The sequence below is a fragment of the Pseudomonadota bacterium genome (genome assembly GCA_018817425.1).
In the GTDB taxonomy this organism is placed as follows: domain Bacteria; phylum Desulfobacterota; class Desulfobacteria; order Desulfobacterales; family RPRI01; genus RPRI01.
Window position 1 is genome coordinate 1 of sequence record JAHITX010000055.1, and the last position, 18,209, is coordinate 18,209.

The 18,209-nt window shown below is 39.1% G+C and carries 16 protein-coding genes and 1 pseudogene; 9 read left to right on the forward strand and 8 right to left on the reverse strand.

The annotated features are described in order from the left end of the window. Positions 1-443 precede the first annotated feature (443 nt). The gene (locus KKC46_09665; protein MBU1054082.1) at positions 444-773 is read right to left on the reverse strand and encodes a type II toxin-antitoxin system PemK/MazF family toxin; all 330 of its coding nucleotides are present in this window, start codon (positions 771-773) and stop codon (positions 444-446) included. Next, positions 767-1,021: an AbrB/MazE/SpoVT family DNA-binding domain-containing protein gene (locus KKC46_09670; protein ID MBU1054083.1), complete on the reverse strand. Its 255-nt coding sequence runs from the start codon at positions 1,019-1,021 to the stop codon at positions 767-769. Before KKC46_09670 ends, KKC46_09665 begins: the two co-directional genes overlap by 7 nt. An 808-nt stretch (positions 1,022-1,829) precedes the next feature. Between KKC46_09670 and KKC46_09675 the strand changes: the two genes are divergently transcribed. The 3 genes and pseudogenes from KKC46_09675 to KKC46_09685 all read left to right on the forward strand — a co-directional run bounded on the left by KKC46_09675 (position 1,830) and on the right by KKC46_09685 (position 3,139). Beyond that, complete coding sequence (locus KKC46_09675) at positions 1,830-2,099, forward strand: type II toxin-antitoxin system RelE/ParE family toxin (GenBank protein ID MBU1054084.1); 270 nt, start codon at positions 1,830-1,832, stop codon at positions 2,097-2,099. After that, a pseudogene (locus KKC46_09680) lies at positions 2,050-2,452 on the forward strand (HigA family addiction module antidote protein). Before KKC46_09675 ends, KKC46_09680 begins: the two are co-directional and overlap by 50 nt. A gap of 249 nt (positions 2,453-2,701) precedes the next feature. Further along, a complete protein-coding gene (locus KKC46_09685) occupies positions 2,702-3,139 on the forward strand; it encodes a hypothetical protein (GenBank protein MBU1054085.1) in 438 nt (145 codons plus the stop codon). Between the two features lie 83 nt (positions 3,140-3,222). On the opposite strand, the gene KKC46_09690 is transcribed toward KKC46_09685, so the two are convergent. Continuing rightward, on the reverse strand, positions 3,223-4,770 hold the full coding sequence (locus tag KKC46_09690) for a sigma 54-interacting transcriptional regulator (protein MBU1054086.1): 1,548 nt from the start codon (positions 4,768-4,770) through the stop codon (positions 3,223-3,225). A 342-nt stretch (positions 4,771-5,112) separates the two neighbouring features. On the opposite strand from KKC46_09690, the gene KKC46_09695 reads away from it, so the two are divergent. From KKC46_09695 to KKC46_09710, 4 genes are all read left to right on the forward strand, one after another. Then, the gene (locus tag KKC46_09695; protein ID MBU1054087.1) at positions 5,113-5,571 is read left to right on the forward strand and encodes a (2Fe-2S)-binding protein; all 459 of its coding nucleotides are present in this window, start codon (positions 5,113-5,115) and stop codon (positions 5,569-5,571) included. Positions 5,572-5,586: 15 nt separating this feature from the next. Continuing rightward, complete coding sequence (locus tag KKC46_09700; GenBank protein MBU1054088.1) at positions 5,587-7,908, forward strand: molybdopterin-dependent oxidoreductase; 2,322 nt, start codon at positions 5,587-5,589, stop codon at positions 7,906-7,908. Then, the gene (locus tag KKC46_09705) at positions 7,908-8,900 is read left to right on the forward strand and encodes a xanthine dehydrogenase family protein subunit M (GenBank protein ID MBU1054089.1); all 993 of its coding nucleotides are present in this window, start codon (positions 7,908-7,910) and stop codon (positions 8,898-8,900) included. The genes KKC46_09700 and KKC46_09705 overlap by 1 nt, the downstream gene beginning before the upstream one ends. Positions 8,901-9,245: 345 nt before the next feature. Continuing rightward, the gene (locus KKC46_09710; protein ID MBU1054090.1) at positions 9,246-11,534 is read left to right on the forward strand and encodes a diguanylate cyclase; all 2,289 of its coding nucleotides are present in this window, start codon (positions 9,246-9,248) and stop codon (positions 11,532-11,534) included. 163 nt (positions 11,535-11,697) lie between these two features. On the opposite strand, the gene modC is transcribed toward KKC46_09710, so the two are convergent. Genes modC through modA form a run of 3 tightly spaced genes read right to left on the reverse strand, consistent with a single transcriptional unit; the run spans position 11,698 to position 13,949 of the window. Next, on the reverse strand, positions 11,698-12,405 hold the full coding sequence (gene modC, locus KKC46_09715; protein ID MBU1054091.1) for a molybdenum ABC transporter ATP-binding protein: 708 nt from the start codon (positions 12,403-12,405) through the stop codon (positions 11,698-11,700). Positions 12,406-12,408: 3 nt separating this feature from the next. Continuing rightward, positions 12,409-13,107 (reverse strand): molybdate ABC transporter permease subunit, encoded by a 699-nt coding sequence (gene modB, locus KKC46_09720; protein ID MBU1054092.1) that lies wholly within the window; start codon positions 13,105-13,107, stop codon positions 12,409-12,411. A gap of 41 nt (positions 13,108-13,148) precedes the next feature. Further along, entirely contained in the window at positions 13,149-13,949 is an 801-nt protein-coding gene (gene modA / locus KKC46_09725; GenBank protein MBU1054093.1) for a molybdate ABC transporter substrate-binding protein, read from the reverse strand. 167 nt (positions 13,950-14,116) lie between these two features. On the opposite strand from modA, the gene KKC46_09730 reads away from it, so the two are divergent. Continuing rightward, a complete protein-coding gene (locus KKC46_09730; protein ID MBU1054094.1) occupies positions 14,117-15,238 on the forward strand; it encodes a helix-turn-helix domain-containing protein in 1,122 nt (373 codons plus the stop codon). Positions 15,239-15,324: 86 nt separating this feature from the next. After that, positions 15,325-15,462, forward strand: coding sequence for an SDR family oxidoreductase (locus KKC46_09735; GenBank protein ID MBU1054095.1), 138 nt, complete (start codon positions 15,325-15,327; stop codon positions 15,460-15,462). Positions 15,463-15,757: 295 nt separating this feature from the next. Here the strand turns inward: KKC46_09735 and KKC46_09740 are convergent, their stop codons facing one another. Together KKC46_09740 and hemW are read right to left on the reverse strand one after the other, a co-directional pair. Beyond that, the gene (locus tag KKC46_09740) at positions 15,758-16,456 is read right to left on the reverse strand and encodes a SurA N-terminal domain-containing protein (protein ID MBU1054096.1); all 699 of its coding nucleotides are present in this window, start codon (positions 16,454-16,456) and stop codon (positions 15,758-15,760) included. A 591-nt stretch (positions 16,457-17,047) separates the two neighbouring features. Next, complete coding sequence (gene hemW / locus KKC46_09745; protein ID MBU1054097.1) at positions 17,048-18,202, reverse strand: radical SAM family heme chaperone HemW; 1,155 nt, start codon at positions 18,200-18,202, stop codon at positions 17,048-17,050. Between the last annotated feature and the right edge of the window lie 7 nt (positions 18,203-18,209).

The window sequence follows — 18,209 nt, forward strand, 5'->3', positions numbered from 1 at the left end:
AAAAGTTAATGATATCTCGTTACGCTTATGCGAACTGGTTCCATAGTTTAACACCTATGGGTAAGGAGGTGTCTTAATATTTTTAAATCTTGTGTATGAACTTAACCCTTTATATGATTATCAAACCTTGAAATATGAACTTACTTGACAAATTTATAAAGCACACCCCGATCGTGAATGGAGGGCTGCGTGGTCACGTGCCCACTCGCCCCGGATGTACCACACCTCATATCCGGTTCCTGTTCGTCGCCCCGCACTTTTGGATTGGACTTCCTCCAGACCCCACCTCACGATGACGCCCTTGTCCTTCTCCTAACCTTCGGCTTCACGAACACCTGGTGTAAGGACTTTCACCTTACTAGCTCTGTGCCATGCCTGGCACACACCCTCGGCATAAGGCGCGGCGGCTTTTGCCATCGCCTCATGCCGAGGGTGTACGCCGCTTAATACGCGAAAAGCTCTTGCAAACAATTGATAATTTTAATCTGCGCGCTTTGGGAAATTACACCAAGTTTTTGAATTAACCTGGATTTGTCAACGGCTCTCATTTGGTCAAGCAGAATCAATCCTTTTTTACCCTGAAATGTATATTGAATTCTGGTTGGATAGCTAAATCCTTTGGATGTCATTGGAGCAACAATCGCGGTCTTCAGTGCAGACATTTCATCAGGGGAGATAACAACACAAGGCCTTATTTTCTTAATTTCAGAACCTTGTGTCGGATCAAGTTGAACCAGCCAAATCTCAAATCTATAAACATCTTTTTTTACCATTCCCAGTCCTCTTCATCTACCAATGGGGCATCCAACCACTCCTGATCCGCTTCGCTTGATTCCTGGGATTTAAAGGCTTTATCAAATTGTTCTTTCCAGCCTTCTCTGTTCTTCTTAACAGGTTGAATTAACAGTCCGTCGTCGATTATTTTGAATTCCAATTGCTTGTCTTCTAATCGTGCTTGCTCGATTACTGCCTTTGGAATACGGATACCCTGCGAATTTCCTATTCTGATTAAAGTCGTCATTTTCGCCTCCAATTGTGGTTAATGTAATTACAATATACCCACAATTGAATCGATTGTCAAATCATACTTATTGTTATTTGAGGGCTAACCCACAAACCCCGCAGTCAGCGCAATCCATGATGATAATGTTTTAATTTTATTGTAAAAGTATTGGGAAACTCACAAACACAAAAGTTTCTTTATATAAAGGAGGTTTTCCAATGCTTGAAAGAAAAGATAAATGATTTTTTAAACTATTGTAAAGTATTAAAATTTTCAAAGATATCAATAGAGACTTTTACAATAAGATTAAGGGAGTTTAATTCTTTTATTGTTAATGTTCCGGTCGATAACATTAAAGAACGATTGGTGTCACATCTTGAATTGTGAATAAAACCGACTGGCGTCAAACCTTGATTAGTGATTAAGAAAGCAGAAATATGTGTCACATCTTGGACACAACGGTGTCCAAAATTTCAAACAAAAAAACATAAAATTTATACATTTAAAATATCGGGGGCGTTCCTTAGTTATTCAGTTTCTCATTGATGTCTTTTTTAGCAAACCATTACGGCTTAGTCCAGCTATGAACCAAACTATCTGGCTGTAGTAAAACCTGTTTTAAAAATATGTCTATAAAATTGGATAGCAATTAGGAAGAATCATAATACAAAAATGCATGAGCTGTGGGTGTTAATATTATGGCACGATGGACTCTAACGGGGATTAGCTCAGGTGTCTGTGGTTTTTACCCAATCGGCTGAAGCGGGTTATGCATACGCTGTAAATAGCTTGACAACTATAATGCCCCCCATTATAAACATGACCCATGATAAGAGCCTTTAAATCTGCTGGCACTGAGTATGTTTTTGATGGTGTGGCATCCCGATCAGCTCGCAGATGCTGCTCCCAATCCATTTGGCTGGTTGCCCGCCGAAAGTTAGATCAAATAAACCGTGTTCGAGAGATCAATGAACTAAAGGTGCCTCCAGGCAATCGATTGGAAATTTTAAAAGGTGACAGGAAAAATCAATACAGTATTCGCATAAATCAGCAGTACAGAATTTGTTTTATATGGGAGGAAGGCCACGCCTACTAAATCAAAATCACAGATTACCACTGATGTTGGACGGCGGCTGCCTCGGAATCGCCCCCCCAACACATCCTGGGGAAATGCTTTTTGAAGAATTTGTCAAGCCGCTTGACCTGACACAGGTAGAACTTGCACGTCGTCTGGGCGTGTCTTACCCTCGTCTGAATGAAATTATTAAGAGCAGGCGTTCGGTAACTCCGGATACCGCATTGAGACTATCACGTGTTTTGGGTATGTCTGCGGATTTCTGGCTGGGTTTACAACAGGATTGGGATCTTTGGCATGCTATGAACCGTCCTGAAGCAAAACAAATTGATCGACTGAAACCAATTGCCAGGGATCAACATTCTTTTACATAATCGGGTAAACGAGTGTTGGGGCCCTTTGCATGTGTAGTTTATGGTCTAAATATTACATATAATTATGAGTATGAACACTGCTTAACTATATTTATCCTATTTGTGCCATCTAAACACTTAAACATAAAAGGCGTTATATATTAAAGACGAAAAAGCCCAATTTATCACAATTCAAAATGTGATAATAATTTCTTCTGCGATCTTTGGCCGATGAAGAGAACTTATTATCAATCATGAAAGGAAAATATTATGAATTTACCGGATTATATAACTGTTGATGAAGTAAAGCGGGTTTGTAAGGAAATGGGAATTCGTGACTGGACTGATATCAAGGATTCAAATATTTCTGAAAAAGAGGCGGCCACGATACTCAATATGGTGAATACCCAGAAAATGAACATACCCCTTGAGGCTTTTATAAAAGGTTTGGAAGTTGAGTTGGAACATGGGACAAGATTTGAGGACGCAAATGTAACAAACAATCACCCGATTTTAACAGGCAAGATAGTTATCGCCCACCTCAAAGAGATGATGGATTATTATGAAAGACTTGAGGTTGCTGAAATAGAGGGAGATTTATTGAAGGCAATCTTGTCAAAAAATATGGATAAAATTTTGTCAAAATACAAAATGCTTATAGAAGCTCAAAATTTGCTGAATAAATCGGTTGATACCCAATTGAAGTAACCGATCTATACCCAAACAGAACAGATTTATGGCAATTGCTATAAATCTGTTAATACTTCGCCAGGCAGCCTGGCATATAAATGTTATAGGGCTTTTGAAGCCCCGAAACTGCTGTTTTTCCCGTATTTGATTCCAAGCTTGTCCATTTTGCATCTTAATGTACTGGGGTGTATTCCGAGAATATCTGCTGTTCCTCCTGGTCCGTTAATTTTCCCTTTTGTTACTTCCAGCACTTTTTGAATATGACGGGCATTGATCTCGCTTAGCGTGAGCATTCTGCCATCCGAGCTGGCAAGTTCAGGTGTATCCTCAACCTGAGAGAAAATGGAATGGCCAAAATTCAATAAACCGCCATTATATTGTATCAGCGCCCTTTCAACCATATTTTCCAGCTCCCGCACGTTCCCTTTCCACGGATAATCCATAAGCCGCTCAATAGCACCGGGTGCTATTGGGGGAATGCCGCGCAAATTTAATTCTCTTGATTTACGTTTCAGGAAATGTTCAACAAGCTCGGGAATATCGGATTTTCGCTGCCTTAAAGGGGGAATTACAATCGGAAATATGCTCAGTCTGTACCATAAATCTTCCCTGAATCTATTCTTTGCAACCATGTATTCCAGGTTACGGTGAGTAGCAGCTATAATGCGGGTATCAACCTGGATCGTTTTAGCTCCTCCTACACGTTCCAGCTCCTTTTGCTGGATAACCCGTAACAATCTGCTTTGTGCCTGAATAGGTAAATCTCCAATCTCATCTAAAAAGATTGTCCCTCCGTGTGCACGTTCAAACCGTCCCCGTTTTTGATTAATAGCGCCTGTAAATGCACCTTTTTCATGTCCGAAAAGTTCACTGTCTATAAGTCCTTCGGGAATAGCACCACTGTTAACTTTTATAAACGGGCCGTCTTTTCGGGGTGAAGAATAATGGATGGCATTAGCTATGACTTCCTTTCCTACACCGGTTTCCCCCAAAAGTAGTACAGGGTTATCTCTTGGAGCGACCTGATGAACCATATCCATGACGTTTTTCAGACCTGATTCCGCTCCAACAATTTCTTCGCCGGATAATTGCCGCAGTTCACTGATAAGATATTGATTTTCATCAGCCAGCATATCCTTTAATTTGAGGACATCCTCATGCCTTAATGCATTAGATAATGCAACTGCAAAAGGGTCATGAAGCAAAGTAAGCAGTTCAGCATGCGAATCTGAATATCTTTCTTTTCCCGCCGCTCTCATAACCAAAGATCCCGTCTTGACACCATCTGTCAATAAAGGTAAAACCATAAGAGATGAATCAGGATAACCTAAAAAGTTCGATAAATTAATTAGTTCCATCTTATTAATTTTAATAACTTTTTTTGGTGTGAAATCCTGTTTGTCAAGCCTGTTTCTGACAACCTTGGGGATTGGAATGATGGCATCCATTTTTTTTACACCTGAATGATCAGCAATGGCTATGGCTCTTAGCCCTCCTACATCTTTATCAAGTAAAGCCAGCCACATTTCATCCAGGGGGATAAAATCTTTTAGATATTGAAAAGAATGCATTAAAGCTCGATCAATTTCAAGACTTCCGCATATGCGAATAGTAACCTGATGAAAAAAGTCTTTTTCGTTTATGTTCATTTCATGCTCGCTTGTTCTGTGTTTAATATTTTATAAAGTTTTCTATATAAAACTACTGTATTTTGAATAACGTACACTATATTTCTAAATATAGAAACTAAATTTCTAAATACAGATTAATTGCTTTTTATTCTATCGAATTTCTCTATTATTATGGACTTAATTAATTGATATTATATATATAAAAATATATTGGCATGATTTAAGCAAATAGAATTACATTGCAAAACGATTATTATTAAAAAACCATCAATAGTAACCGCATGCCATTTGTTTATAATTATAAAGATAAATTGAATTATATCTATTAGATATTCTTTAAAATAAAAAAGGAGACCTGTAATGAAACAAGTTATTGAGTTAAAGGTAAATGGGGAATCTTATGAGACAGCTGTTGATCCTCACAGAACTTTACTTGAGGTATTAAGGGAAAATCTCGGTCTGACCGGATCAAAAGAAGGCTGCGATCTGGGAGCCTGCGGAGCCTGTACGGTTATTATGGACGGAAAGTCGGTTCTTGCCTGTCTTACTCTTGCTGCTGCTGCTCACGGAAAAGAAATCACTACTATCGAAGGATTAGCAAAGGAAGGCAAACTTAATCCATTGCAGCAAAATTTTGTGGATTACGGTGCTATCCAATGTGGTTACTGTACCCCTGGAATGATATTGTCCGCCAAGGCAATGCTTGATGAAAACCCGAAGCCCACCAGAGCTGAAATAAAAAGGGGTATTTCAGGTAATTTATGCCGTTGCACCGGATACACCAAGATTATAGAAGCCATTGAGGTTACAGCAAAGTAAATAAAGGAGAGCAAAATGGAAAAATACTCGATAATAGGAAAAAGACAAGTCAGAACAGATAGCGCAATCAAGGCTACCGGCTCTGCTAAATTTGCCGGTGACTTTATTCTTCCCGGAATGCTTATCGGAAAAATCTTAAGGAGTCCTTTACCCCATGCCAAAATTCTAAATATAGATACATCAAAGGCGCTCAAGCTTAAAGGAGTCAGGGCAGTTGTTACAGGAAAAGATATAACCGATGTTCCACATGGTATTATGAGAGTTGAACCTTTGCCCGAGATTATCAGAGACAAGTTTTCTCTTGCTAAGCAAAAGGTACGTTTTATCGGAGATGAGGTAGCTGCTGTGGCGGCTGTTGATGAAGATACGGCAATGGAAGCGCTGGAGTTAATAAAAGTTGACTACGAAGAGCTACCGGCTCTTTTTGATATCTATGAAGCAATGAAACCGGATGCTATACAGATTCATGAGTATTTTCCGGGAAATATCTCAACAATGACTGCATTTCATCACGGAGATGTAGATAAGGCTTTTGCAGAGTCTGATTTTATACTGGAAGACAAGTATGAAACCCAGCAAACATATCACTCCTATATAGAACCGCATGCAGTTACCGCCGAATATTATGCCTCCGGAGATGTAACAATATGGCCTAGTACTCAAACACCGTTTTATGACAAGGTATGCATTGCGGAAACTATAGGAATACCGGTAAACAAGGTCAGGATAATAAAACCCCATGTTGGTGGAGGATTCGGAGGAAAGGGCGATGTTCATAGTCTTTTTCCTGTATCAGCGCTGCTTTCCAAAATAACCGGCAAGCCTGTAACGATTTCTTATACAAGAGAAGAAGATATTTCTACCTGCACAAGACGCCATGCAGCTATTATAGAACAAAAAATTGGAGTTAAAAAAGATGGCCGCATAATGGGCTTTGACTCCAAGGTTCTTTGCGATGGAGGAGCTTATCAGGGTGTTTCCATGATATCCATTTTTGCTATGGCCGTCTTTCAACATGGACCTTACAGACTTAACAATTTCAAGTGTGACGCACGAAGGATATATACAAACAAGCCTTACTGTGGAGCACAAAGAGGTCATGGCGGAATTCAGCCCCGTTTTGTTATAGAAACAATGATGGATATAATCGCGGAGAAATTGAATGTTGATCCAATAGAAATACGAAAGATTAATGCTCTTAAAGCCGGAGATACCACCATTAATAAATTTAAAATAAGAAGCTGCGGCCATGTTGAATCTTTGGACACGGCTTCCGAAGGTATCGGCTGGAAAGAAAACTGGAAAAAGCTTCCCAGAGGAAGGGGTGTGGGGCTTGCTTCCAACTTCTTTGCATCAGGGCCCGGTTTTTCTTATTTCTTTACCAATCCTCCTTCACATTCAGGTGTGAACATGACTGCTGAAGAAGACGGCTCTTTTCTGCTTTACAGCGGTTCAACCGACTTAGGCCAGGGTTCAGAAACGGCTTTGGCTATGATTGCAGCAGAAGAAATCGGACTGGCCAGCATTGATCCGATTAAAGTCATTGCCGCAGATACGGCAACAACACCGATGGATCTTGGGACTTACGGCAGCAGGCTTATAGTGTGTGCCGGAAACGCCGCCAAAATGGCTGCAAACAAAATCAGGGAAGAACTTATAGAAACCGCAGCAGAAGCGCTTGAGGCAAATAAAGAAGATCTTGAGGCAAGAGACGGAAGAATATATATCAAGGGTAACCCGGAAAAAGGTTTAACTATAAAACAAGCTGTTCAGACTCGTTTAAAAGTAAAAAGAATACCTCTATCTACTGTAGGATATTATAACCCGCCTGTTGATACAGGGGATGTAAGCGGATTTGCGGAAGGCAAAGTCAGTTTGGCCTGTACCTGGAGTTTTGGTTGCCATGCTGCAGAAGTGGAAGTGGATGAAGAAACAGGTGTTGTGAAAGTACCAAAAATTGCTGCTGCTCATGACTGCGGTTTTGCCATAAACCGAATGGCGGTTGAAGGACAAATTGAAGGTTGTGTTTCCATGACCTTTGGTCAGGCAACGTGTGAAGACTACAGGACGGAAAAGGGATGGTCAATGACTAATTCATTTTTGGATTACAAGATCCCGACAGCAGAAGATATGCCCGATGTGCAATCCATCATTGTGGAATCTATGGATACGGAAGGACCATTCGGAGCCAAAGAAGCAAGTGAAGGTGCAAATATCCCCACAATTCCCGCTATAGCTAATGCAATATATTATGCTACCGGTGCCAGAATAAAAGAACTTCCCATAACCCCGGAACGAATTTTAAGGGCCCTTGAAAAGAAAGGAGGTAAAGAATAATGAGGCTACCTAAATTTGAATACCTTGAAGCAAAAAACGTTAAAGATATAACCTCTCTTCTTAAAAAAAATAAAGAGGCCATCATAGTTGCCGGGGGAACCGATATTCTTCCAAAGATGAAACAAAGAATCATAACCCCTAAATTTGTTATAAATATAGCAAAAATTGAGGATCTGAAAAGAATAGATTTTGGCGAGAAAAAAGGACTTATATTAGGCTCTCTTGTTACACTTGATGATATTTCAAAATCAAAGCCTGCAGTGGAAAAGTTTACTGCTCTTGCCCAGGCAGCCGGAAGAGTGGCAAGCCCCCAGTTAAGAAACATGGGCACAATAGGCGGAAATATCAGCATTGAATCTATGTGCATGTATTATAATCAGTCTCATGAATGGCGTAAAGGCCGGCCTCATTTATGCTTTAAGCTTGAAGGAGACAGATGCTTTGTCGCAAAAGGCTCCAAAGAATGTCTTGCACTTTTTCAGGCAGACACCCCCCCTGCTTTAATTGTTTTGGACGCAAAAGTAACAATAGTAGGCAGTACCGGCAAAGAGAAGATCATAAAAATCGAGGATTTTTATACAGGCAAAAGTAAGAAAGTAAACATTCTTAAGCCAACGGATTTTATAAAAGATATCTTTATCCCTACACCTCCCAAAGGTACAGGAAGCGCCTACCTGAAGATGGCACAACGTGCAGCAATTGATTATCCTGTTGCAGGAGCTGCTGCATGTATCACAATTTCGGGTGGTAAATGCAAAAACGCAAGAATCGCAGTAACTGCTGTAGGATCAGGGCCGTTAAGGCTTTTAGAAGCTGAAAAAGTTCTTACAGGCAACACTATTACAGACGAACTTATAGAAAAAGCAGCCGATGCAGCCTATGATAAAGTCCGTCCCATGCCTCACTTTAATATATCAGCATGGTACAAGCGCAAACTAATAAGAGTGCTTGTAAAAAGATCAATCAGGCAGGCATGTAATAACGCAAAATAGAAGCGGATAGTAATAATATTTTATCCGGGTGCATTGCGCCCGGATAAAATATCTATGTGGCAGGATGTTTGATTTGCTTTACCCCAAATAAGTAATTTCTGTTTTTGCCCCTTGTACCTTTTAGGTAAAAAAATGCTTCCCCCCCCAGCATTCTTTTCAATTCCTTTCGGGTTTTATAAAACTAATAACAATCAGCCCCGGTGTTAGCTTAATTATTGACTCATTATACCTTGATAGTGTATTATGCTGAAGTTATTACTGATGACATAATACTATATTTTTATTCAAACAATATTTCAGATCAGCTACCTGCAAGTTAAATTTGAAGAAAGGACTTGGTCTTGAATGAAATATTTCAAATTAAAACTCCGTATTCTAATTCCGTTGATGATAGCAATGAGCATTTTGTTGGTTTCATTTGCATATACCCTGCAAAGGTTTCATAGGGGGTATGTTGTTAATAATGTAATGAATAATATAAAGTCCGTAAATGACTTGCTTACCTTGCAGATAGAAAACGATGCGAATTTAATGAGCTCGGTATTAAACGTGCTTTCTAAAGATAAACAAATAAAAAAGGCTTTGATAAATAAAAACAAAACCGAATTATTTAATTACACAAGAAGCTTACTTGAAGAACTTAAAAAAAAGTACCGTATTACACATTTTTATTTTACAGGCACTGATAGAATAAACATTTTACGGGTTCATGATCCTGATAGATACGGTGATAAAATAGAACGTTTTACTACTATTAATGCAGAAAAAACCGGGAAGCTTTTTTACGGGATTGAATTGGGCCCGCTTGGCACATTTACTCTTCGGGCCGTCATGCCATGGTATGACGGCAAAAAATTAATCGGGTTTGTGGAACTTGGTGAAGAAATAGATCATATTACACAAAAACTTCACAAAATACTTGGCCTTGATATTTATATTCTGATAGAAAAAAAATATCTTAATAAAAGGAACTGGGAAAAAGGCATGAAAATGCTTGGCCGTGACACAAACTGGGATCGCTTCCCGTCTGTAGTTATGATAGGCCAGACATCAAAATATTTTCCGGACAAGCTCACCTCAATCTTTGCCCATAAGGATGTCAATGCAGGAATAACCGATATTGAGATGACATATAATAAACGGCATTACCGCAGCAAATTTTTCCCGGCTATAGATGCAGGAAACCGGCGTGTAGGAACAACGGTAGTTCTACGCGATATTACCGATATAACAATACATCATGATTTAACAATCGCCATAGTATCAGCAATCTGTATGTTATTGGCGCTAATTTTATTTGTGATTTTTTACAAGTTTTTAGGAAGAATTGAAAAGCAGATTGAAAGCGCAAATATTGAATTGCTGCGTATCAACAAGGCGGTTGAAAACACAAGCGATGCTATAATACTAACCAGTATTTCGGGCAAAGTTGTTTACAGCAACAAATCATTTTTAGACTTATCCGGTTATACGGCAAATGAATTAAACGAAAACGGCGGGATATCCATATTATATACTGGTGACAACTTCTCAGAAGAAGTATTTCAATCTATTGCTAAAGGTAATTCATGGAAGGGCGAGGTTAAAATTAAAACCAGGAACAACGGTATTTTCAATATTCTTCTAAGGGCCGATCATATAAGTGATGAAAAAGGAAATATTATTGATCTGATGTTTATTTACACTGACATAACTGAAAGCAAAAAATGTGAAATCGCCATTATTGAAAATGAGGAGAAGTTTAGAACTATTGCCTCAATGGCAAACGATGCCGTTATGATGATGGATAATAATGGCAAGATCTCTTTCTGGAATACCGCTGCGGAAAAAATTCTGGGCTACACAAGCGATGAAGTATTAGGTAAAAATCTTCATAAATTGATTGCTCCACAAAAATACCATGAAGCTCATTTGAAAGGCTTTGGTGGCTTTAAACATTCAGGCAAAGGAGATGCAGTTGGAAAAACGCTTGAACTTCAAGCAATCAGAAAAGGTGGCGAGGAATTTCCAGTGGAACTTTCATTGTCTTCAGTTAAGCTTGAAGAAAAATGGCATGCAGTAGGAATATTAAGAGACATAACAGACAGGAAAAGACTGGAAGAAGAGCTTAAAAAACTTTCTTACCTTGATGGCTTAACAGGAGTGGCGAATCGAAGACGTTTGGATGAGCTTGTTTTGTATGAGTGGAAGCGTATGATGCGTGAATCCAAACCAGTATCCATGATAATGAGTGATATCGATTATTTCAAGGCATATAACGACACATACGGCCATCAAAAAGGCGATGACTGTCTAAAAAAAGTAGCAAATACTTTAAGAATTGTTGTCAAAAGACCCGCCGATTTAGTGGCACGCTACGGCGGGGAAGAATTTGCTATTCTGTTGCCCGGAATCGATGCACAGAGTGCGGGTCTCATTGCCGAAAAGATGCGTTTAAAAATTGAAGCTCTTGGAATTAATCATTCCGGCTCTCAAGTATGCAATGTAGTTACAATGAGTTTCGGGGTAAGCAGCATCGTTCCTTCTGCTGACACCAATATTACAGATTTATTAAAAACTGCTGATTATGCGCTTTATAAATCAAAAAAAGAAGGCAGAAACAAAGTGGAAATATACGGTAGTAAAGATTTATGACAGCTGAGCCAGTTTCAAAACGCCCCATTTTGGCCGATCTCTGCGTTGGGCTCAAATTTCAATCCTCGAAATACCCAATGTATCCCTGTGGTTGAAATTTTCGCCCACCTTGAGCTTGACCAAACTGAAACGTTTTGAAAGTGGCTCAACTATTATAGAATACTTATTTCAGAAAAGAAAATTTAGGAAATTTTGGTTCAATACGGCCAATCAATTCTTCAGGAGAACCTGTAGCAATAGCGCTACCTGCTTCAATCAAAACTACATTATCTGCAAGAGTCATTATTTCTTCCAGATCGTGGCTAACATAAAGAATAGGCACTGATAAATTTCGGGTGAGGGCAATTATAAATGGAAGAACTTCCGCTTTTCGTGTTTCGTCCAGAGAAGCAAGCGGCTCATCCATGAGTAGAATTGCCGGACTTGTGAGCAAAGCCCTTCCTATTGCAACACGCTGTTTTTCACCTCCCGACAGTTTGGCGGGTCTGCGATAAAGCAGGTTTTCAATACCCAGAAGTTCTACAACCTGATCAAGTTTCACAAAACGCTTTGCAGGTTTTATCAGCCGCATGCCATAAGTAAGGTTGGATAGTACACTAAGGTGCGGAAACAGCCGGCCTTCCTGGAATATATAACCGATATGCCGCTTTTCGGGAGGGATATTTATGCCGTTATCTGAATCAAATAAACAGTTCCCGTCTATTGTGATGTGACCTTTGTCAGGGCGCAGGAGCCCTGCCACCATATTTATAATGGATGTCTTTCCTGCGCCTGAGGGTCCGAAAAGCGCCGTAATGCCCGTTTCTCCGGAAGCAAATGCCGCACTAATACGAAAATCACCCTGTTTTTTTTCAACGTGAATATCTATCACTAATCAACCCTTTATATATGCGGCAAATCGTTTTGACATAAACTCGGAAGCAACAAGCGCAACCATGGCAACCACAATCGAGATTAAGCATAATCGCATTGCACCGGCTTCTCCACCAGGGGTCTGAGTGAGCGTATAAAGAGCCAGAGGAAGTGTTTGCGTCTGCCCCTGTATGTTGGATACAAAAGTTATAGTTGCCCCGAATTCACCAAGGCTTCTTGCAAATGAAAGAATCAGGCCTGTAATAATTCCCGGTGTAATCAATGGAAGCGTAACTGTAAAAAACACTCTTATCGGCCCTGCGCCAAGTGTGCGGGCAGCATCCTCCATTCCCTGGTCCACACTTTCGATAGAAAGTCTTACTGCCCGGACAAGTAAAGGAAAAGCCATGGCTGCAGCTGCTATCGCTGCCCCTTTCCAGGTAAAGGCAATAGTAATACCTAAAGTGTTATATAACCAGGCGCCCAACATGCCCCTTTGCCCGAAAAGCAGCAGCAGCATGTATCCTATAACAACAGGAGGTAAAACCAGCGGCAGATGAAGCAGCCCGTCTAACAGTGATTTACCTGTAAATTCAAAACGCGCAAGAATCCAGGCAAACAGAATTCCGGGAATCAGGCTACCGGCCACTGCACAAAATGAAACCCAAAGACTTAAACGAAGCGCTTCCCATTCCATCATACTCATAGCATGAAACTCCATTTACCTGTCCTCAATCATTTTACCAACCATTGTAAAAACAATTAATTTTGTAAAACGGTGAAGCCATATTTTTCAAATATTGCTTTTGCTTCAGGCATTTTAAGAAATTTCATAAACTTTTCAGCTTCTGGTGTTTCACTTCCTGCAACCAATGCTACAGGATATAAAATGGGGGGGTGGCTCTTTTCGGGGAAAGTAGCAACAACCCTAACCTTTTTTGTAATGGCAGCATCTGTAGCATAAACAATACCCACAGGCGATTCGCCCCGTTCAACCAGCATAAGGGCCGCACGGACGTCTTTTGATCGTGCAACTTTAGTTTTTATACTATCCCATACACCAAGATTGACAAGAGACTGTTTTCCATAAATTCCTGCCGGCACGTGATCAGGATCACCCATGGATAGAAAGCCGTTGCCCAATAGTTTTTTAAGATCAAAACTTGCCTTGATATCTATTGTTTTGATGTCACTGTCTGCCGGAACAATCAACACAATGCGATTGCTTAAAAGATCAAACCGGGAAGGTTGATTGATTATATTTTTCTTTTCCAGATAATCCATCCATTTTGAATTAGCAGAAATATAAATGTTTGCAGGAGCTTTATTTTCAATCTGCTTTGCTAAAGTAGATGATGATGCAAAAGATGGTATGAAACCAACATTTTTTTGTTCAGAAAACATCTTGCCGATTTCCGTTACGGCATTAGTTGTTGAGGCTGCCGCAAAAACGGTTATGGATTCGGCTTTGGAATCTGCAATAGCTAATTTTGAATAAATACTAAAAATCAAAACACAAAATATCAGAAATAAAAAACCCTTTAAATAAAATCTTCTTTTCATATTATGATCCTCTCAAATATCTTGTCATACAATCATAAATAATTTATAAATAGTTTGACGTTTATAATTGGCATAAATATTTTTGACCATACAAATGCATTTTATAATTGTCAATCTCTAATTTATAAAATACCTATTGTTAATATGCTGCAAAAGGAGGATGCATAGTGAGTAGATCAGACAAACCGGATATTGTGTGCCGTCTGAAGGAAATAAGGCAGTCAGCGGGAATATCTCAAATCCAGTTTGCTTCGCTGGTAGGGATAAAAAGGCAGGCGGTTTATGATATCGAATGTGGCAAATACGTACCTAATACAATGATTGCCCTCCAAATGGCGCGTGTTCTCGGCTGTAAGGTAGAAGACCTGTTTTATCATAATCTGCCTGAAAATGCGGACGATATAATTTTTGCAGACAAAAACATTGCTCCAAATAATAGAATATCTGTTGTAAAGATCCGCGACCGGCTTGTCGGCTATTCTCTTGAAGGAAGAAATTTATTCGGACGGGGGTTTTTAGCAGCAGACGGTATGATGGAAGCAGATGGAAAAACAGTCAAGCTTTTCGAAAACATTGACAGAATCGAAAAAACCGCCCTGCTTTTAGGCTGTGATCCGGCTTTTGGAATACTTGCTTCCCATATAGCCCGGCGATTCGCTGATATAAGGCTTAACTGCCGATTTGCTTCAAGCGGACAATCACTCAAACATCTTGCAGCAGGTCAAACTCATATGGCGGCCACACATATGCATGATTCGGGGAAAAAACAAGCAAATGTTGTATTTGCAAAGAAAATATTAGGGAAAAAACCTGCACATATAATAGCCTTTGCAAATTTTGAGGAAGGACTTATGATAGCAAAGGGGAATCATCTTAAAATAAAAGATGTAACTGATCTTACCAAAAAATCTGTGCGATTTGTCAACAGGGAGCCCGGAGCAGCCTTGCGGGCGCTTATAGATGATCGTCTTGAAAAATCAAATATTCCTGCTGATAAGATTGCAGGTTACAATATAATGGTATTAAGTCATGAAGAAGGAGCCCAGATGATAGTATACGGTATGGCAGATGCCGCACTGGGCTTAAGAGCAATTGCTTCGGCCTGGGGACTCGATTTTATCCCTATGGAAACAGTTCGCTGTGATATTGTAATTCCAGCTGACTTAATGGATCATCAAGCTATACGAACAATGCTTGATATACTCCAAACCCGCACATTTCGAGATGAACTCGCTCAACTGCCTGGCTATGAAAATAAAGATACCGGAAAAACAATTGCTTCTATATAGAAAATACGAGCAAATACTATTGCACCTTGAGTAATCATAACTCCACCTGTAGAACCTCTTGTTAATGATCCAAACGTTTCCAAGGTATTTTTGCAAAAGATCCCCATGGGAAAATCGGTCAACCGGAGGATACAGCAAAAATGGCTTTGTTTTTGGCCTCGGATGGTTCGAGCTATTCTACAGGAGCCTTGTTTGTAGTAGATGGCGGCTGGACCGCCTGGTAAAATGATTAAGCAAGGGAAATAAGCACCTCCGTTTCCGGCGGCATCTCGGCCAGATCTCTACATTCACGCATACTGTTTTGCCGCTATCAAACGCTCCGTTACCTGTAACACAAACTACACGCCTGCCGGGATTGACGATCGGAATTCCCATGGCAATTCCGATACCACAAACCATTACACCAAGATCCCGTGGGTAAAAAAGGAGCTTCAGCGCATCGCCTCAATCGCCCAGTGGCATGCCTCAGGCCCGGCAGCAGAAACAACAGCGTTTTTGGAGGTGCTTCTCATATCTATATTATATGTTTCTTTTTATATCGCCTTTTTCCTTTAATTGATCAAGATGCTTTCCAACCTCATCTTGAATCTTATCCTGCTTTAGCTTTTCTTCTATCCTTTCTTTAAGATGCGTTTCAAAGAAGTTTTTGATTTCTTCATCCGATACTTTAATTTTTTCAACAAACTCTTTATTTATATATTGTTGTATAGTCATTACCTGAGTCATCTGATTTCTTAGAGCAGGTTCAGTTAACTTAACCTTTGCCATCTCTGTTTTAAATTCTTCTTCATTTGGGAATTGATCTTTGAATTTAGTAAGCTGCTCTTCAATAGTAGAATTATCAACTTTAAATCCATTTTTAACACTTTCCTGATAAAGCAATTCACCATCAATAAGTTTTTCAAGAACTTTTTTCTTTATATCGGCAAGACTCTTTTCATCAAGTTTTTCGCCTTTATTAGCATATTGTTGCTGAACACCGAAAAGCTCCCGCGCAAAATCTTCGCTTTTTATTGTAACTCCATTTACCACAGCTACATCACCCTTTGGCATTTGGCTTATTTCGACTTTTTTAATTTTTTTGTTCGGATCAACAAGTTGTGTTTTTGCGGCTTTGACGGCTTTATCTTCTTTTTCTGCTTTAACCGGGGATGCCGTTATTATAAAAGATATTATAATTAGCATAACCCACAATAATCTCAAACTTTTTGAATGCATTAATTTCTCCTTATGTTATGGTTAATTAAAATGTTTTCAACTTATTTAATATGCTAAAATATATTAACCGAAGCTAATTTTATGAGCTGCAATATGATTTGACTTTTAAGACCGGATTTAATCCCATTTTAATAATATTATAATTTTGTACAAATATCACTTATATGTGTTGTTGTGCAAATATTTTTTTAAGACATACAATATTTATAACTTTTTAGCAAAAGTTACCACTTCATTTCAACATTTTGTATTTATTCTTTTCGTTTAAACAAGTCTTTTTAGCAACACCGGATTTTGATTTTTTAGTGTTAAAGTAAAGCAGTAAACTTTTTAACTATAAATATAGATTTGCGGTTTATTTTTTTATCAGACAGGATTAACAGGAAACACAGGATAGTTACCGGCCAAAAGCAGGACAGTTATTAAAATACAGGTCTGCATTTGACGCACCAAATAGATTGCAATATTTCGCGGCTTATTAAAAACCCCTCGTCGGGAAATCAATCAATGGTTAAAGATATTCTGGGTTCATAAGCTCATAAGTTGAAAAGGTCAAAGCTGTAAGGTACAAGTGTAAAGTAGTAAAAGCCCCTAAAATTCATTTAAGGCGAACATGGCGCAGATGCTGTCAAGAAGAAGCATCCCTTTTGTTGTAAGACTGTATCTGTCACCAGTTAAAACGGCAAGCCGCCTGTTTTGCAGTTCTGATATAGTTTCTTTGAATATATCCTCGAAAATTATTCCGAATTTCGCATTAAAGTTATTTATGTTTATTCCTTCAGTTTGTCTTAAACCAAGAAGAATTGATTCCATAATCTGCTGTTCTCTTGAAAGTATTTCTTTATCTTCTATCGGTGAGGTGCCTGCTTTAATATTTTTTATGTAATCTTTTACACTTCTCACATTCCATCTTCTTTGTATTCCATCAAATGAATGAGCGCTGGGCCCAAATCCCGTATAGGGCACATCAGACCAATATTTTTGATTATGTCTTGATTTCTTATTTGAAGAGCGGGAAAAATTTGAAACTTCGTAATGTATATAAGCTTGGTTTTCTAAAAAGCCTGTGGTTAATTCAAATAAAGAGCCTGCAAGAGATTCCGGCAAGGGAGAAAAACAGCCGGTTTTCATATTATTATAAATTGGGGTATTAGGCTCATATGTAAGCATATAGCAGGAAATATGTTCAGGTTCAAATTGCATAGCGGTTTCAAGATCCAACAGCCAGGATTTCCCCGTCTGCCCTGGAATCCCGTAAATAAGATCGATACCAAAATTTTCAAACCCGGCATTTTGCGCCCATCTTATGGCTGTTTTGGCTTCTTTGGCCGAATGAATACGTCCGAGAAATTTAAGATTATTATCTGAAAAAGACTGAACCCCGATATTTATCCGGTTTATTCCGGTTTGTATTAAATTTTGTAAAGATTCAGGACTTATGGTTTTAGGATTTACTTCTATTGTTACTTCAGTCTCTGGTGCTATTTTAAACAGCTTGAAAGCCGTATCTAATATTTGTGCTATCTCTTTTGGGTTCAGAACTGAAGGTGTGCCGCCGCCTATATAAATGGAATCAAATAAAAGCGGCGAAGATCTGTACATAGACATTTCGGCAAGTAGAGCTTTTATAAATTCTTCTTTAATAGATAAATCCGTGATGGAATAAAAATCACAATAAGGGCATTTACTTATGCAAAAAGGGATATGTATATATATTCCGGCAGGTTTATTACTGAAGTCTATCAATTCCTTC

Excerpts from the sequence above, each read along its gene's own strand:
- KKC46_09675 (MBU1054084.1), top strand. The coding sequence starts at position 1,830 with ATGATAAGAGCCTTTAAATCTGCTGGCACTGAGTATGTTTTTGATGGT.
- modB (MBU1054092.1), bottom strand. The coding sequence starts at position 13,107 with ATGGAGTTTCATGCTATGAGTATGATGGAATGGGAAGCGCTTCGTTTA.
- modA (MBU1054093.1), bottom strand. The coding sequence starts at position 13,949 with ATGAAAAGAAGATTTTATTTAAAGGGTTTTTTATTTCTGATATTTTGT.
- KKC46_09665 (MBU1054082.1), bottom strand. The coding sequence starts at position 773 with ATGGTAAAAAAAGATGTTTATAGATTTGAGATTTGGCTGGTTCAACTT.
- KKC46_09685 (MBU1054085.1), top strand. The coding sequence starts at position 2,702 with ATGAATTTACCGGATTATATAACTGTTGATGAAGTAAAGCGGGTTTGT.
- KKC46_09705 (MBU1054089.1), top strand. The coding sequence starts at position 7,908 with ATGAGGCTACCTAAATTTGAATACCTTGAAGCAAAAAACGTTAAAGAT.
- KKC46_09710 (MBU1054090.1), top strand. The coding sequence starts at position 9,246 with ATGAAATATTTCAAATTAAAACTCCGTATTCTAATTCCGTTGATGATA.
- KKC46_09695 (MBU1054087.1), top strand. The coding sequence starts at position 5,113 with ATGAAACAAGTTATTGAGTTAAAGGTAAATGGGGAATCTTATGAGACA.
- KKC46_09670 (MBU1054083.1), bottom strand. The coding sequence starts at position 1,021 with ATGACGACTTTAATCAGAATAGGAAATTCGCAGGGTATCCGTATTCCA.
- KKC46_09700 (MBU1054088.1), top strand. The coding sequence starts at position 5,587 with ATGGAAAAATACTCGATAATAGGAAAAAGACAAGTCAGAACAGATAGC.
- KKC46_09690 (MBU1054086.1), bottom strand. The coding sequence starts at position 4,770 with ATGAACATAAACGAAAAAGACTTTTTTCATCAGGTTACTATTCGCATA.
- KKC46_09740 (MBU1054096.1), bottom strand. The coding sequence starts at position 16,456 with ATGCATTCAAAAAGTTTGAGATTATTGTGGGTTATGCTAATTATAATA.